We start from the raw sequence: 15,665 nt of genomic DNA on the forward strand, positions 1-15,665 counted from the left end.
CCACCTGTTCGGGGTCAAGGACTGTACGTAGCGATGAAGCTCCTGGTAGACGGGGTCTCGACCAAGATCACCCGTGTCCACCAGGAGCTTCCGTGCTTGTCTACCCGTCGTCGATCGATCTGTCCAGCGGTAACCTGCGACAGCTGACCGAGCAGCTCGCGGTCCGACGACGACAGATACCTACGCCCAGCTTGCCGCCGGGTTCGCAATCGGTGTCGCGACCGTCTACCGGTACATACGCGAGGCCATCGAAGTCTTGGCCTCTCGGGCACCGACCCTGGCGGAGGTGATGGAGACGGTCCGGGCGAAGGCGTTCGTGATCCTGGACGGCACGCTGCTGCCGATCGACCGGATTGCCGCCGACACCCCGTACTACTCGGGCAAGCACAAGCGGCACGGCATGAACGTGCAGGTCCTCACCGACCCATTCGGCCGACTGCTGTGGGCTTCTCCGGCCCTGCCCGGAGCCATCCATGACCTGACGGCTGCCCGAACCCACGGGATCGTCGATGCGCTCGCCGCCACGGGACTGAAGTGCTGGGCGGACAAGGCGTACCAAGGCGCTGGCCGGCACATCCGGGTCCCCTTCCGAGGCCGCCGGCTCAAGCGTTGGAAGCAACGGCACAACAGCAGCCACGTCAAGATCCGCTGCGTCGGCGAGCGGGCCATGGCCGTGCTCAAGGGCTGGCGTCTACTGCGGAAGCTTTGCTGCAGCACCAACCGGATTACCGACATCGTGAAGGCCATCCTCGTCCTTCACCACGCCTCAGCATGAGGTTGGAAAAGGCTCAATCTTCGCCATCTGCGTGGCAGAGGGCTCGGCGGAGCCTGGGCGGTCAGCCGGCCGATCCGCCGGCGAGTGGAATGGCGGGGCGGTCGGCATGGCGGCGTGACACCGCCTGACGAGGCATCGCCGGGCGCCCGTACGCGGGCGCCGGTGCCCGATGGCCGTCAGGCGGCGCGGACGTGCCTTCAGGATCGTTGATGTGCCAGGCCGGAGCCGGAGGCCAGGATCCGAATTACAGGGCCACGAAAGAGACAACGAATGCGGAGCTGGGTGCGGACGCGCAGCATGGAGGCATGGTGGTACTCCCGCGGCCGGAGAGGCGTTCGAGGGGTTCCGCGTCCGGTGTCGGACCGGGATCCCCGTTGAGCGGCTCCCGTACGGGTGCCGGCCAGGAGAGCTCCGGGATCCGTCGACGCCCGATGCCGCCCGGCCTGCCCCGAAAGTCCTGCACGGCTCTCGCAGCCCTCCTGACGACCGTTCTGGCCACCGTGCCGACGGGCCCGGCATTTGCCTTCACCGGCGACAATCACGAGGACATCACCCGGGCCGCACTGCCCTGGGAGCCCGTCACACTGACCGAGATGGCCGACGCCCGCGCCGGGGCGATCAACGCCAACGACCACCCCCCGTACTTCGACGTCGGCCCCCTGCACTGCGACAACGCCGACTACCTTGCCCCCCGCTACGCCCCCGACTACCCCCGCACCCGGGACGAGGCCACCACCGAGCTCCTCGCGTGCATCCGTACCTCCGTCACCCGCTTGCGCAACGCGGTCGAGGCCGCCGACGGCCTCGTCGACGCCGACGGCAAGGTGCGCGCCGACCAGAGCGACCTGTCCTCGCACTGCACGTGGGACGGGAAGCCCGGGCGGGCCAAGTGCGCCGTCCTCGAACAGCTCGGCCGCGGCTGGCACCAGATCGAGGACTTCTATTCGCACTCCAACTGGAGCGACCGGCCCGCGCCCGGCCCGGTCGGCCTCGACAACCCGCCCGGCCTGGAGCGTACGGACGTCGCACCGTTCCTCGACATCCGCCGTTACAGCGCCATGAAGGACGCCGACTGGACACGGGACGCGCGTGAGCGTATCCCTGCGGACCTCGCCACCGGCTGCTACACCGACATCGATTCCACCGGTGTCAAGCCCGCCGACTGTGACGGGCGCGTCACCCACAACCGTGCCCTGAACAAGGACACCGCCGCATCGCCCCGCTCCAAGACGGGTGACAACTTCCACCACGCGACGGCCGGCGCCACCGCCGAGATCACGCGCCAGTGGAACGACTTCAAGGCCGAGCTGCTCGCGAAGTACCCGGATCACCGGCGCGGCGCACAGATGGTCTGCGCCCTCGTCCACGACGAGCCGGCCGGCGCCTGCCCCTGACAGGGGAGGGAACGGTCGGACGTACGGTCGTTTCGAACTGCTCCGCAGTGACCCCACCTTGTCATCCGCGGCGACTCACACCGGGCACGCCATCTCACCTCACGAGGCAGGGTGAGGACGACCGCAGGGTCCTTGTGGCGTTCCAGCCGAGCACGCGGGTCGCGCCGGTTCGGAGGCAGTGGTGCGGCGGCTCCGACGGCGTCTGTGCTCGGGGAGGTAGCCGGGCTTCTCAGGAGGCCTCCGGCGGGGCAACGAGGGCAGTAGCCGTGGACCACAGTTCGGCGTCCGGAGCTCTCGACAAGCCAGCACTCGGGATTGGCAGATATGGGCGTGTCCGACCTCCACGGTTGGTAGCGCATGCCGGCCGGTTGGCCGCGGGGTGGACGGCGACGGAGGTGGTGCCGGGTACTTTGCCCGGTACCACCCACTGGTCTCCGCAGTCCGGTCGCTGCGCCCCGATCAGGCCGTGAGGACTTTGTTCTTGGCCTGCTGGAACTCGGCTTCCGTGATCTCGCCGCGGTTCTTGAGCTCGGCGAGCCGGGACAGTTCCTCCGCCGCGCTGCCGGCTCCGGCGCTCTGGCGCACGTAGGAGCGGAACTGCTCCTCGTTCCGCTGGGCGTGCTTCAATTCGCGTTCGCCCATTCCACGTCCACGGGCGATCACGTAGACGAACACGCCGAGGAAGGGCACCAGGATCACGAAGATGAGCCATCCGGCCTTGCCCCAGCCGCTCAGCTCGTCGTCTCGGAAGATGTCGCCGATGATGCGGAAGAGCAGGAAGAACCAGAGCACCCAGAGGAAGATCATCATCATGGTCCAGAACATGTTCAGCAGCGGGTAGTCCACTGCCAGGTTCAGCATTGAGTCCTTCATGGGAGGTCTCCTGTCGGTCGTGACGGGGGCTGTGAACAATGCCGCCCCGCGTCATGCCGGTTCTGGGGTGAAGGCACACAACTCATCGGCCCCGGGGTGTACGACGCCGTAGCTGCTCTCGGGTACTTCGTTCCAGGCACCCGGCAGGTCGCCGAGGGGTTCCGACACCACCAGGCGGGTTTCGTCGGACACCTCCTGGAGGAAGGTCATTTCGGGGTGCAGTTTGCGCAGCGAGTCCACCCGGCTGCTGTAGAAGAGCGACCGCGAGGCGCCCTGGCTGGAGTAGCGGAACGCCCACACACTCGTGCCGTTGGTGACGGCGACCGTCATCTGCACCGGGTTCTCCACGCCGTGCTCGCGGGCTACGCGTTCCACCAGCCCGACCATCCTGGCGACGGCGCCCGGCGGGTCCTCCTCCAGGCCGAAGGTGAGCGCCAGGTAGAACATCGTCTCGGAATCCGTCGTCCCCTCGATACCCGAGTACAGCGCGGGATCGACGAGCATGGTGAGATCCCGCCGCATCGCGTGGAAGCCGGCGATGGAGCCGTTGTGCATCCACATCCAGCGGCCGTGCCGGAAGGGGTGACAGTTCGTCTGCTGTACCGCCGTACCCGTCGACGCCCGGATGTGGGCGAAGAACAACGGCGAGGTGACGTGGTCCGCGAGCTCCCGCAGGTTCCGGTTGTTCCAGGCGGGGCCGACGTCGCGCATGAGCGCCGGGGTGCCGTCACCGCCCTCCGGATACCACCCGACGCCGAACCCGTCACCATTCGTCGTCTCCACGCCGAGTTTGGAATGCAGGCTCTGATCGATCAGCGAATGGGCGGGTTTGTAGAGGATCGTGTCAAGCAGCAGGGGTGTTCCCGAATAGGCCAGCCATCGGCACATGAGCGATCACCTGTATTTCTCACCTGAAAGTGCGGTAGTACTTTCGTGGCCCGATCGACCTCAGGCTCCCGGAGTCTGCAATGAGTTCGCCGGTCACCTCACTGCCGCGGCCCACCGCCTTGCCGGCTCTGCTGTGAGTGCGCTGAGAGTGGAGCGCCACTTTTCCCGTGTCGCGGGCGACGCTGTGTGCGCGGAGCGGGTGGCTCTTGTCCGGCCAACCTCATTTTCGCCTCCTTCGCCGCACATCGCCATGTGGTGCGGATCGGTCGGCCGTCGCCGCGAGCTCGGGGCGGTGGACCTGCGCAACCTCAAGGACGGACTTGGAGACGGGACGGCGTCCGGCTCCTCGTGAACCCGACCTGACGGCGGCCTCATGCCCTGGGCTGCGATCGCCGGCGAAGGCGGGCCGGAGCGAGTGCAGCGGGAACACCGGTGGACCCCGGTGCGGCCCGGCGCCGGCTGTGCCGAGTCTTCAGGCTGCGGGGAGTTCCTGTGCAGGCAGTCGGCCTGCGTGTACCGCGTCGACCAGGGCCTGGTGGTCGCGTTCGTTCTGGTCTGCGTAAGCCTCGGCGAAGGTGACGAGCGCCCGGTCGAAGGATTCACTGCGGCCCAGGTACGCGGCGATCGCGATGCGGTCTCCCGACCGGGCGTGCGCACGGGCGAGGGTGATGCCGCACACCTCACCGAACGTCTCCAACTGTGCGGGCGACATCGTCTCCGGCATCGCGATGCCCTTCCAGTCGCGCAACTGGCGGATGTAGAAGTCGCGCTGCTTGCCGTCGATCCCGTCCACCCGCTCCCAGCCGAGGAAGATGTCGCTCGCCGCCTGCATCAGCCGCTGCCCGGAGACCACGCGCTCGCCCTGGTTGCGGTATCTGCTCGCGCCGATGTGGGCGGCGAGCACGGAGGTGTCGGCCTCCTTGGCCTGCAGGAAGAGCGGATCCTGGCCGTCACGGCCGAGCAGCAGCAGGATCCAGCAGCGGGTTCCGACGCTGCCGACGCCGACCACCTTGCGGGCCACGTCCACCAGCCGGTAGTCCTCCAGGAGCGCCCGCCGGTCGGTAGCCATCGTGAGACCGTAGCGTTCGACCAGCCGGCGGAGCTGGCGCTCGAATGTGCTGCGCTCGGCGTCCGGCAGCAGGTCCGCGAGCGGTACCAGCAGCGGGGGGTCCGCCGCGATCCTCGGCCGGCCGTCGACCAGTTCCGTGAGTTTGTCGAAGACCTGCAGGGTGTCGTGCGCGCGAGCCTTCGCCAGGGCACCGGTCAGCTTCTTCCGCCCGCTCTTGCCGAGCCGACCGGTGGTCAGGGCCTCGAGGCGGTCCGCGTCGATCTTCGCGTACCAGACGTCGAGGTTGCCCATGCCGGCGAAGCCGCGCATCGCCTCGCGGTACGAGCGCACGGCAGAGCTCACGATGCCCGCGCGCTCGGCCTCGTCGAATCCGTTCGCCCGGCCGGCGATGACGAGACTCGCCGACAGCCGTTTGACGTCCCACTCCCAGGGACCGGGCAGGGTCTCGTCGAAGTCGTTGATGTCGAACATCAGCCGGCGCTCCGGAGAGGCCAGCAGCCGGAAGTTCAGCAGATGCGCGTCCCCGCACAGTTGGGCCGTGATCCCCGAGTCCGGGCTGCCGGCCAGGTCGGAGGCCATGATCGCGGCGGCTCCCCGGTAGAACCGGAAGGGGGACTCCGTCATCCTGCTGTAGCGGATGGGGACCAGCTCGGGTACCCGGGCCGCAGACTGTTCCTCCAGTATCGCCAGTGGGTCCCGTCTGTCCGGAGACGGCCGGTACTCGGCGTGCCCGGACCGCGGCGAGCGGCGCCGGGCCTCCTTGCCGTGGTCCGCGCGTTCCTGGGGTGTGCTGTGGGGGACCGCGCGCATCGCGGTGGTCGCACTCTGGGACATCAGTGCACTCCTGCCTGCTCTGCTGCCCTCAGGACGGGAACGGCTCCCTGCCCTGCGAGAGCTGTCCTTGGGCGATGGTGTTGCCGGCGGCCGTCACGCTGCGGGCGGTGCCCACGACGGGGGCGACGGAGATCAGCACATCCTGCAACCGCTCGGCAGCCGGATCTGCCTTGCGGGCCGGTCATGTGGGCGGGTCAGGGGCAGGCGAACGACATGTGACAGTGCGTGCCCGCAGATCACCCGCATGCCTTGCTTCAACTTTAGAACCCCTCCCGATCCTGCGCGCGGGGCAGGGTTCGCGCGGCCCATGTGCGCCGCGCGATGCCCTTCACCGCCCTGCACCCCGCGGAACTCGTCGACGGCGTGGGCTGCGCGGGCGCGTCCGGCTTTGCAGGCACTCATCCGCACGGCTCGGCCGGGGGAGGATCCCGGTGGAGCCTGCGACGCCCCGGTTCCGTCGGCATCCCGGTCACAGCCGGCCGGCGACTCAGGCGGTGGTGGCTCCTGAGGTGATCAGGGCGCCGACCGCCGGGAGGCCGGCTTCCGCCAAGGCGCGGCGCTGGCGGTCGGCCGACGTTCCCCGCTGGAGCAGCCGATGGACGAGCGAGGTCACCTCGCGGTGGTCACCGTTGTCTTCAAGGGCGGGGCCGATGTACCGCAGGAGCGCGCATAGCACGTCCCCGCTGCTTCGCAGTCGCCCGTTCGGGTCCACCAGCGTGCTGCTGATCCCGTGCCGGGCCGCATGCCATGTTGCCGCTTGCAGGAGTTCCGGTCGGCACGGCGTGTGAGCGACTCCCGCCTTTTCCTCGGCGATCGCGGTGGCGGCGAGCCCGCGGACGACGCCGGCAAGCATGACCGCGTCGTCCGCCTCCAGCTGCACGTCACAGCAGCGCACCTCGATGGTCGGGTAGCGCTCGGAGAGCCGGGCCTGCCAGTACAGCTGCCCCCGGTCCGGGATCACCCCGGGTCCCACCAGCGCATCGGCCCGCGCCTCGTAGTCCGCGAGCCCCGCGAAGTGCGGCGGTGGGCCGCTGACCGGCCAGCGGCCGAAGATGATCGTGCGCCAGCTGGCGAAGCCGGTGTCCCGCCCGTCCCACAGGGGGCCGTTCGCGGACATCGCCAGCAGCGTGGGAAGCCAGCCGCGCAGCCGGTTCAGGACAGCCACCCCGGTCTCGCGGTCGGGCATCCCCACATGGACGTGCATTCCGCAGATCAGCTGCTCGTCGACCAGCAATCGGGCCTCTTGCTGCATCTTCACATATCTCGCCGTGCTGGTGATGGGTACGGGTACGGCATCCCTGACCGGCGAGGTGGCAGAGATGGCGATGCGGCAGCCGTTCGCCTGCGCGGCGGAGGCGACCGCGTGGCGCAACCGCAGAAGATGCCCTCCCACCTCCTCGAGAGCCGTGCACACGGCGGTGGCGACTTCGATCTGAGCCTGCAGCAGCTCGTCCTGGACCTCTCGCTCTTCCGCGATGGGTGCCAGGCGGGCCGTGGCACGCACCTCCTGCACGAGCGGTGTGGGAAGGAGTGTCTCCGGGGCGACCAGCAGGTACTCCTCTTCGACCCCAACAGTGATCATGTTGGGTGATACCCCGACCCCGCAGTGATCACCCAGCTAAGACCGTGTCCTATGTGGTGAGGCGGACGAGTCGCTTGTAGCAGCAGAGGGCTGCAGCGAGGCCGAGGAAGGCCAGGTAGTTGCGGGGGTGGCGCTCGTAGCGGTGGTTGAGTCGGCGGTAGCCGGTCAGCCAGGACATGGTCCGTTCGATCACCCACCTGCGGCGCCCGAGCCGTTCGGAGGACTCGATGCCCTTGCGGGCGATACGGACGCCGATCCGCTTGCTACGGAGCCATTTCCGCAGTTCAGGAATGTCGTAGGCCTTGTCGGTATGGAGGCGTCGGGGCTTGAAGTGGCGGCCGCGGTGGGGGTCGTGTCTCGTTTGGTGGCCGGGCACCATGGGCTTCAGCGCTTGGCTGTCGTGGGTGTTGGCGGCCGAGAGGCCGACGACGAGGGGCAGTCCGTTCGCGTCCGACAGGACGTGCATCTTGGAACCCGGCCTGCCCCGGTCCACGGGGCTCGGACCTGCGAGTTCGCCCCTTTTTTTGGCCCGGACGTGGGCGGAGTCGAGGACCGCGCGTGAAAGATCGAGCAGGCCGGCGTCGTTGAGCCGGTGCAGGATCTCCTCGTGCAGCCGGCCCCACACTCCGGCCCTCGACCAGATCAGGAACCTGCGGTGACCGTCGACTTCGATATCCCGAAGCAAGGTGGCAGTGCCCGCCAGGCGCGCCCGCTGACCAGCACGTAGATGATGGCCGCGAACAGCGTCTCATCAGGCGTGTCCTGCGTGCCACCGCCCTGAGACCGCACCTTCGGCGGTGGGATCAGCGGCTCCGCGATCTCCCACAGCCCGTCCGGAACAATCCAACTCCAAGTACCCCGCCCCATACGGGGGTCAACGACGCCTCACCACGTAGGACACGGTCTAAGTGTTCTTCCGCCCGGCCAAGGTCGGGCAGCGGGCATTGCCCGACCCTGATGAGGCGAAGGCTGACGAGCGTCAGGGAGTGTGACTGGCAGCGGCTGGCCGCAGCGACGTCTGGACGCCTGGCGGCCGCAGCCGCCGGGCGTGGTGGGGCAGGGGCGCGCCGGTTCAGCAGGAGCAGCCCCACTGCGGGGTGGGTGCGGTCGAGGGGGTTCCGGAGGCCTGGTCGGTGGGTGCGGGCGGGTGGACGGTGGTGCCGGCCTTGATGGTCTCGATCACCTTGATGTCGCGGATCTGTTCGGGGTCGACCGTCAACGGGTTCGCGCTGAGGATGACCAGGTCCGCGAGCTTGCCGACCTCGATACTGCCCTTGCGGTCCTGCTCGCCGTACTGGTGGGCGGCGTTGATGGTGATCGCGCGGACCGCGTCCAGGGCGGAGACTTGCTGGTCGGGGCCGAGGACGTGGCCGCTGCGGGTGCGGCGGGTCACCTGGCTGGACAGCACGGCGATCGAGTTCGGCAGCGCCACCGGGGCATCGTGGTGCGAGGTGTAGCGCAGGCCCTTGTCGAGTGCCCAGCGGGCGGGGGAGATGCTCTCCGCCCGCTTCTTGCCGAGGACGGTCTCGCGGTACCAGTCGCCCCAGTAGTAGGTGTGCATCGAGAAGAAGGACGGCAGGATTCCCAGCCGGGCGAATGCGTCGACCTGGTCCTTGCGGGCAGTCTGCGCGTGGATCGCCACGGTCGGCCGCCGGCCCGGCCCGGCGGCCTCGACCGCCTTGAGGAACTGGTCGATCGCCGCGTCGCCGTTGACGTGCGCCAGGACCTGCCAATCCCGCTCGACCGCCGTAGCGATCTGCTTGGCCACCACCGCGTCGTCCGGCACCGCCGGGTACCCGCAGTAGTCCTCGGGCTGTCCGGGCGGCGGCGTCAGGTACGGCTCGGTGAGCCACGCGGTGCGCCCCTGCGGCGAGCCGTCCAGGACCAGCTTCACGCCGGCCGCGCGGACGCCGTCCACGTACTCGTCACTCACCCCGATCGGGTCGTCGAGCGTGGACGCGGTTGCCTCATCGGCCTTCACGTACGCGACCACGTCGACCGGGAGCAGCACGGCGGCGGCCGTGTCACGCAGCGCCTTGAGGTTGGCGAGGGTGGTGCCGCCCTCCTGCACGGTGGTGAAGCCGAAGCTCGCCGCCTTGGCCGCGCCCGTTGCGAACAGCATCAGCAGCTCCCGTTCCGGGAGCCCCACGAGCGCCAGGTCCGAGGCCGGGGTGAACGCCTTCTCCTCCAGCACGCCGTCGGGCTCGCCGTACGAGGGCGGGACGGCGAGTTCGCGCCGCCGGATCACCCCGCCCTCGGGGTCGGGTGTGGCGGCCGAGTAGCCGAGCCGCTTCAGGCCGATGCTGTTCACCGCGCCGAGGTGGAAGGACTGGTGGATGGCGAGCACCGGGCGGTCCGTGGACACCTCGTCGAGGTCGTCGCGGGTGGGGTGCCGGCGCTCGGCGAGCATCGCGTCGTCGTACCCGAAGCCGATGATCCAATCGGAGTCCGCACCCACCGGTCCCGCAGCCCAGGAGCGCAGCTTGTCCTTCAGAGAGGCGAGGTCGGTGACGTCGCCGTCCGGGTCGGCGAGCAGGTTGGCGATGACGGCCTGCAGGCCGATGCCGCCGAGGTGCCCGTGCGCGTCGATGAACCCGGGCAGCAGGGCACGGCCCCCGAGGTCCCGCACGACGGTATGCGGGCCGCGCCAGCGTTCCAGCACCTCCTTCTCGGAGCCGACGAAGACGATGGTGCCGTCCTTGACGGCCACCGCCTCGCCCCGTTCGTCGCCGCGCTCTGCGAGTGTGACGATGTCGCCGCCGTGGAGGATGAAGTCGGCCTGCTCAGCCATGCTGTATCCCGTTCGGTAGAAGGATGGTGAAAGCGCCCAGAGCTTAGAAGCGACGTGGGCAAACTTCGCCGAGGACGGCCGGACTTCACTGGAACGGGGCAGCGCGGTCGAGGAACCGGGCCCGCGGAGGGGGGAAGGTAGCCGTCTCCGAGGTCATCGGTGTGGCGGTAGCACATCGGGTCCCGGACCAGCCCGGCCCTGATGCCGGCCGACAACCTCAGCGTGATCAGCTCCTCGACCCTGGTCTCCGGGTCGACGTACTCGATGGTCCCGATCTCCAGGTCGACCCGGCCCTCGCACAGTGGCAATGAGCTCCGGGCGCGCCACACTGAACCTGGCTCGTGGTCGCCGCGGGTGACCGCGCACCGGGTTCGGCCGGAGTCGGCAGGAAGCGATCTTTTAGGGGGTCGGGCGGGGGGAAAGGATGCCTTCATGACCGATCCCGTGAACGACGGCACTCCGGCGCCGACCACCCTGTCGATCTCCGTGAAGGGCGTCGCGGACGCCGGCCTGGAAGCGCAGTTGCGGTCCTGGGTCGACTCCGGGCCCAACGAGCCGGTGACCGCCGAACAGATCACTCAGGCCGTCGGGAAGGACGAACTCGCCCGGACCGCCGAATCCCTCGGACGCGACCCTGGCGACCTCGCCGCGGACATCGCCCTCGCCCTCCCCCAACTGATCGACATGGCATCCCCTGACGGCAGTGCCGGACTCGTCCAAGCCAAGGTCAACAACGTTGTACTGAATCAGACACCCCAGATGGTGGTCGGGGAAACCGAGTCGAATGTCAACTACAGGGCCCCGCTGCGCATCACCGCGAGCGGGACGGACTTTACGCCGGGCGACTACACCGGCACCGTGACGATGATGTTCGACGCCGTACCCCCGGTGTAGGCCGGAGACCGGTTTGGGGACGAAGGCACGTCCGGGAGACCCGGTCGCCGCGCGAATGATCGACCGCATCGCCCGGGCCAACGCGCCCCGGGCGGTGCGGTCGATCGCCGAAACCACCGACACCCGGCATTCAGATGCCCCCTGGCGGTGGGGGCGAGGGCCCTTGGAGTGACCCGAGGGATGGCGGCGATGGTGAGGATGCCCTGGACGGGATCTCTCGCCGCGGGACTTTATGAAGATCGCCGTTGTGATCACGGGCCTGGCATTGGGGCCAGGTGCAGCCCGTGCCGATATGGCGTGCGTGGGTGAGGCCCGGTGCCCAGAGCGCTCTGGGGGCAGCAGTACCACCGGGCCGCCCCAAGCAGGCAGGAGAGACCGGCCGGTGATGACCGGTCAGCGGTCCGGTCGGTGTCGTACCTCGCGATAGCCGAGGGGAGAGGTCTATTTGTATCCCGGGGGCCGGCGGCCGAGCGGAGGGGTACATGTACCGGTATGGCTTGTGAACGGATCCGGTGGCCCTCGTCGTGGAACGAGCCGGTCTGTGTGGGCCTGACTGCTCGGCCTGCTGGCTCGTCACTCGTTGGTGGGATGCGGTCCGGCGTGTCGGAGTGTGGTGCACTGCGCGCGGGCCGGCCACCCGTGACCGCCCGCAGGTAAGCCGAGACCGTGACTGGCCCGCCCGGTGAACGGCTTCAGACCAGCGGGGATCCCTGCTCGGGGACGGGACCGTGCCGGCGGAAGTCGCCCCAGGCCCGGGTCAGCCGGTGGACGGCTTCGGTCAGGACGTCCGCGGGGTAGGTGAAGGGGAGGCGGATGAAGGAGTCGTGGCGGCCGCTGGGGTCGGTGGTCCGTCCCGCCACCACCTCGACCTCGTGGCGCAGCGCGACCTATACGAACGCGCCGGCATCGGCGTCGGGAAGCTCGATCCACAGGGCCGACCCCCCGACGGGAGGCTCCCACCTCCAATCCGGCAGAGACTGCTCCAGCAGGCCGGTCAGGTGGCGCAGCCGGCGGGCGGCGGATCGGGCCTGTGTCTGCTCGAGTTCGGCGAGGTGGGGCAGCAGCCGGACGGCGACGGCCTGGTCGAGGACGGGGGTGCCGAGGTCGGCCAGCGCCTTGTGACGGGCGAACCGCGCTGCGACGGGTTCCTCCGCACGTAGCCAGTCCACCTGCAGCCCGCCCCACACCGACTTCGACAGTGAACCGATGGTCAGTACCTCACCGCCCCGCGGAGCGAAGGCTCCCAATGGCGGCGGCAGCTTGCCGCGGGTGCCGATGCGCCCCGAGTAGGCGAGGTCCTCCACGACGGCCACATCGTGCTGCCGGGCCAGCTCGGCGATGCGGCGGCGCCGGGAGGCGCTCATCAGCCGGCCGGTGGGGTTGTGAAAGCTCGGCATCACGAACAACAGGTCCGGCTCGTGCTCGGCCAGAGGGGCGGCCAGCAGGGCCGGCAGCATCCCCTCCTCGTCGATCGGCACACCGACCGTCCGGGCGCCGTGCGCGGAGAACAGGTCGAAGCAGCCGGGCCAGCTGGGAGACTCGACGACGACCGTACTGCCCGGCCGCAGATACATCTGGGCGGTCAGGGCGATGGCCTGGTGCGCCCCCGTCGTCACCACCACCTCGTCGGGCGAGGTGGGCAGCCCCAGCCTGCTGAGGTGCACGGCGATCTGCTCGCGCAGGGGGTACAGCCCCCGCGGGTGGTAGCCGGCGTCGGAGAGCAGGTGAGGGAGGTCGTGCACTACCACGTCGCGCAGTGCTTCGACGAGTTCGGGTGTGCCCGCGTCCGCGGCGTACGCCAGGGAGATCACGCTGCCCGGACCCTGAGAGAGCCGTGCGAAGACCGAATCGGCCTGCCCCCGACGCAGTTCGTGCCCCAAGCGCCGGCCGCTCCCTGCCCGTCTGGTCACTCGGGTGCCACTGCCCCGCCTGCTGGCAAGGGTGCCGTCGGCCCGCAGCTCGTCGTAGGCGGCCACAACGGTCGAGCGGCTCAACGCGAGTGCGGCGGCGAGCCCGCGCTCCGACGGGAGCCGGACGTCTGGCGCCAGATCACCCTCGTCGACGAGGCGGCGCAGCGCGGCGGCGAGCCCGCGGAACAGGGCCCCGCTCCCCGCCCACCCGTCCGGCAACAGCTCCACCAGCTGTTCCGGATTCCGCGAAAGGTCCACTTCGGCCCCCATTGGATCGTGTGGCCTGTCCCCATCCCGGATTGGCTGGTCTAGGGCCTACCACTTGACCCTATCCGTCCCGAGGAGCACGTCCCGATGCCGTCAGTCACTCCAGTCACCCCAGTCACCTCAAGCACCCCGGTTACCTCGGCCCGCCTCCGTGTCGTCCTCGACGCGTCCGTGCCGGCCGCACGCAACGACGCCGGACGCCACGAGTACGACGGCCGTCCCCAAGACCTCTCCGAGGCAGGTATACGCCGCGCACTGTCGGCCATCACCTTCGCCGCCCACCCCACCGCGCCGCAGCCCGACCGGCCGGACACCCCGACCCTGGCGCACGATCCGCTCGACGAGGCGACGCTCCAGGCCTTCGAGTACGCACTGTCGCTGCGCTTCGGCGACCTCCAGATGCACCGTCGGGACCCGTACCTGCACATCGACAACCTGGATCTGAGCGGCTACGAGAACGACTGCGCGCCCGAGGCCGAGCGGGCGTGGGCCCGACGGGACCATCTCGATGCCTGGCCCGACCTGGTGGCCGCCGCCGTGACCACGCTCGACCTGGTTCCCGCGGAGCAGGCCCGCGCCGCCCTGCCCGCGGTCCAAGGCCTGCGGCACCAGCTGATCCGCCCCGGACAGGAGACGACCTCCCGAGAACGGCGGGCCGCTGAAGGGCTCGAACGCCTCGAAGCCCACCTGCGGACAACGGCCCGGGCCGAACGCGCCTCACCGGTGCTGGGTGAGGACGGCCTCACCCGGATGCTGGCGGCCACCGAAGGCAGCGAGGTCGACCTCGAGAGCCTGGCCGTACGCGCCGAAACGGAACGCGAGCGCCTCACACAGCTGCTGGAGGAGGCCTGCCACCGCATCGACCCCAGCACGGACGTCGCCACGACACTGCACCACCTGGACGACGACCACCCCACCGCCTTCGGCCTGCTGGCCGCCACCCGCGAGGCGGTCAAGACCGTCACGGACTGGGCCGACAGAACCCATCTGATACCTGGCGAGCCCCTCACATGCCGAGTCGGTCTTCTCCCCGAGTCACAGGGCCACGAGGTCGCCACCATGACGGCCGCCGCCCCCGAGGAGCCGGAACGTCCCGGCTGGTTCCGGGTCCGCCGTCCCCCCCGAGCACTGGCCGGCCCCGGACCGCGACGCATGGCTGCGGACGTACAGCCGCCACCAGCTGTTGAACATCGCCGTTCACGAGGTCGCCCCAGGACACCTGGCGCAGCGCCGGATCCTGCGCCACGTCCCGAGTGAAGTGCGCCGCAGCCTGCAGTCCTACGCGACCAGCGAAGGCTGGGCGCACTACTGCGAGGAGATGGCCCTGGAGGCGGGCTTCGGCGACGGCGACCCCCGGCACACCGCGGCCGTCGCCCGCGACGCACTGCTGCGCCTGACACGCCTGGCTTGCGTCATCGGGCTGCACACCGGCGAACTCACCCACCCACAGGCGGCCGCCCGGTTCGAAGCAGAGGCACACACACCCCCGGCACTCGCCGCACAGCAGGCCACGCGCTGCCTGCTCGACCCCCAGGCAGGCGACTACACCCGGGGAAGGTTCGCGATCCTCGACCTGCGTGACCAAGCCCGCCGGCACTGGGGGCCCGGCTTCACCCACACCCGCTTCCACACCGCGCTGCTCAACCTCGGCGCGCCACCACTGGCCCTGCTTCCGGCCCTGCTCGAAGTGGGCCGGCGATGAGCGTCCTCTCCGACCCGCATCAGCTGCTGCTCTTCGTGGGCGCATCCGCCGCACTCGTCGGCCTGCCCGGACCGAACCTCGTCTACATCTGCACGCGCAGCATCGCCCAAGGCACCCGCGCCGGGATGGTCTCGGCACTCGGGGTGGAGACCGGCACCCTGATACACGCCCTCGCCACCGCCTTCGGAGTCGCCGCACTCGTCTCCGCCGAACCGGCAGCACTCAAAGCCCTCACCCTGCTCGGCGCCGCCTACCTCCTCTACCTCGGAATCCGTTCCCTCACCGGAGCCGGCTCGCCCGACAACTCGGCCCAGCCCGTCCCCAGCAGCCTCTGGCGCGTCTACCGCGAAGGGATCCTCGTCAATGTCCTCAACCCGAAGGTCATGCTCTTCTTCCTGGCCTTCCTGCCACAGTGGGTGAGCCACGACGCCGACGGCGCACAGGCCCGTACGGAACTGCTGATACTCGCCGCGATCACCTTCACGGTCGCGCTGGCCATGGACCTGGGGTACGCGGCCACCGCCGGCGTACTCGCGAGAAGGCTGCGCGGCCGCGCAGCGCCGGGCCGAGGCAGGACCGGTACCTCGTCGCCCTCGTCTACCTCGGACTCGCGGCCGCCGCCATGTTCAGCTGACAGCAACTGCCGGGCGTCAACACAGTGCCCGGACCCGGCCTTCCCAGAGTGA

At 69.6% G+C, this 15,665-nt stretch carries 13 protein-coding genes and 1 pseudogene; 6 read left to right on the forward strand and 8 right to left on the reverse strand.

The window, feature by feature from the left end:
* The first annotated feature begins 92 nt into the window (after positions 1–92).
* Positions 93–775: pseudogene (locus OG207_RS43060) on the forward strand (transposase family protein).
* Positions 776–1,149: 374 nt separating this feature from the next.
* Complete coding sequence (locus OG207_RS43065; RefSeq protein WP_329107125.1) at positions 1,150–2,169, forward strand: hypothetical protein; 1,020 nt, start codon at positions 1,150–1,152, stop codon at positions 2,167–2,169.
* A 459-nt stretch (positions 2,170–2,628) separates the two neighbouring features.
* On the opposite strand, the gene OG207_RS43070 is transcribed toward OG207_RS43065, so the two are convergent.
* The 6 genes from OG207_RS43070 to OG207_RS43095 form a co-directional block, all read right to left on the reverse strand.
* On the reverse strand, positions 2,629–3,042 hold the full coding sequence (locus tag OG207_RS43070; RefSeq protein ID WP_329107127.1) for an SHOCT domain-containing protein: 414 nt from the start codon (positions 3,040–3,042) through the stop codon (positions 2,629–2,631).
* 51 nt (positions 3,043–3,093) lie between these two features.
* Positions 3,094–3,930: a class II glutamine amidotransferase gene (locus OG207_RS43075; protein ID WP_329107129.1), complete on the reverse strand. Its 837-nt coding sequence runs from the start codon at positions 3,928–3,930 to the stop codon at positions 3,094–3,096.
* Between the two features lie 472 nt (positions 3,931–4,402).
* Positions 4,403–5,833 carry a DUF2252 domain-containing protein gene (locus OG207_RS43080; RefSeq protein ID WP_329107131.1) on the reverse strand — a complete coding sequence of 477 codons (1,431 nt, stop codon included), beginning with the start codon at positions 5,831–5,833 and terminating at the stop codon, positions 4,403–4,405.
* A 487-nt stretch (positions 5,834–6,320) separates the two neighbouring features.
* Positions 6,321–7,415, reverse strand: coding sequence for a carboxylate-amine ligase (locus tag OG207_RS43085; RefSeq protein ID WP_329107133.1), 1,095 nt, complete (start codon positions 7,413–7,415; stop codon positions 6,321–6,323).
* Between the two features lie 49 nt (positions 7,416–7,464).
* Positions 7,465–8,282, reverse strand: a protein-coding gene (locus OG207_RS43090) for an IS5 family transposase (protein ID WP_329107136.1) whose coding sequence is annotated in 2 segments (ribosomal slippage) — positions 7,465–8,075 and positions 8,075–8,282 — 819 coding nt in all. Because the reading frame shifts where the segments join, the coding sequence is not laid out codon by codon here.
* A gap of 205 nt (positions 8,283–8,487) precedes the next feature.
* Positions 8,488–10,206 (reverse strand): amidohydrolase, encoded by a 1,719-nt coding sequence (locus tag OG207_RS43095; protein WP_329107137.1) that lies wholly within the window; start codon positions 10,204–10,206, stop codon positions 8,488–8,490.
* Positions 10,207–10,638: 432 nt separating this feature from the next.
* Here OG207_RS43095 and OG207_RS43100 point away from each other — a divergent pair, with 432 nt between their 5' ends.
* A complete protein-coding gene (locus OG207_RS43100) occupies positions 10,639–11,100 on the forward strand; it encodes a YidB family protein (protein ID WP_443072847.1) in 462 nt (153 codons plus the stop codon).
* 692 nt (positions 11,101–11,792) lie between these two features.
* Here the strand turns inward: OG207_RS43100 and OG207_RS43105 are convergent.
* Both OG207_RS43105 and yczR read right to left on the reverse strand, forming a co-directional pair.
* Positions 11,793–11,960: a hypothetical protein gene (locus tag OG207_RS43105; protein WP_329107139.1), complete on the reverse strand. Its 168-nt coding sequence runs from the start codon at positions 11,958–11,960 to the stop codon at positions 11,793–11,795.
* Positions 11,961–11,987: 27 nt separating this feature from the next.
* On the reverse strand, positions 11,988–13,268 hold the full coding sequence (yczR, locus tag OG207_RS43110) for an aminotransferase-like domain-containing protein (protein WP_329107141.1): 1,281 nt from the start codon (positions 13,266–13,268) through the stop codon (positions 11,988–11,990).
* Positions 13,269–13,448: 180 nt separating this feature from the next.
* Between yczR and OG207_RS43115 the strand changes: the two genes are divergently transcribed.
* The 3 genes from OG207_RS43115 to OG207_RS43125 are packed head-to-tail and all read left to right on the forward strand — an operon-like array spanning position 13,449 to position 15,665.
* Complete coding sequence (locus tag OG207_RS43115) at positions 13,449–14,534, forward strand: hypothetical protein (protein WP_329107142.1); 1,086 nt, start codon at positions 13,449–13,451, stop codon at positions 14,532–14,534.
* Complete coding sequence (locus OG207_RS43120) at positions 14,461–14,979, forward strand: DUF885 family protein (protein ID WP_329107144.1); 519 nt, start codon at positions 14,461–14,463, stop codon at positions 14,977–14,979. Before OG207_RS43115 ends, OG207_RS43120 begins: the two co-directional genes overlap by 74 nt.
* On the forward strand, positions 14,976–15,665 hold the full coding sequence (locus OG207_RS43125) for a LysE family translocator (protein ID WP_329107145.1): 690 nt from the start codon (positions 14,976–14,978) through the stop codon (positions 15,663–15,665). Before OG207_RS43120 ends, OG207_RS43125 begins: the two co-directional genes overlap by 4 nt.

This window comes from Streptomyces sp. NBC_01439, from assembly GCF_036227605.1.
Lineage (GTDB): Bacteria > Actinomycetota > Actinomycetes > Streptomycetales > Streptomycetaceae > Streptomyces.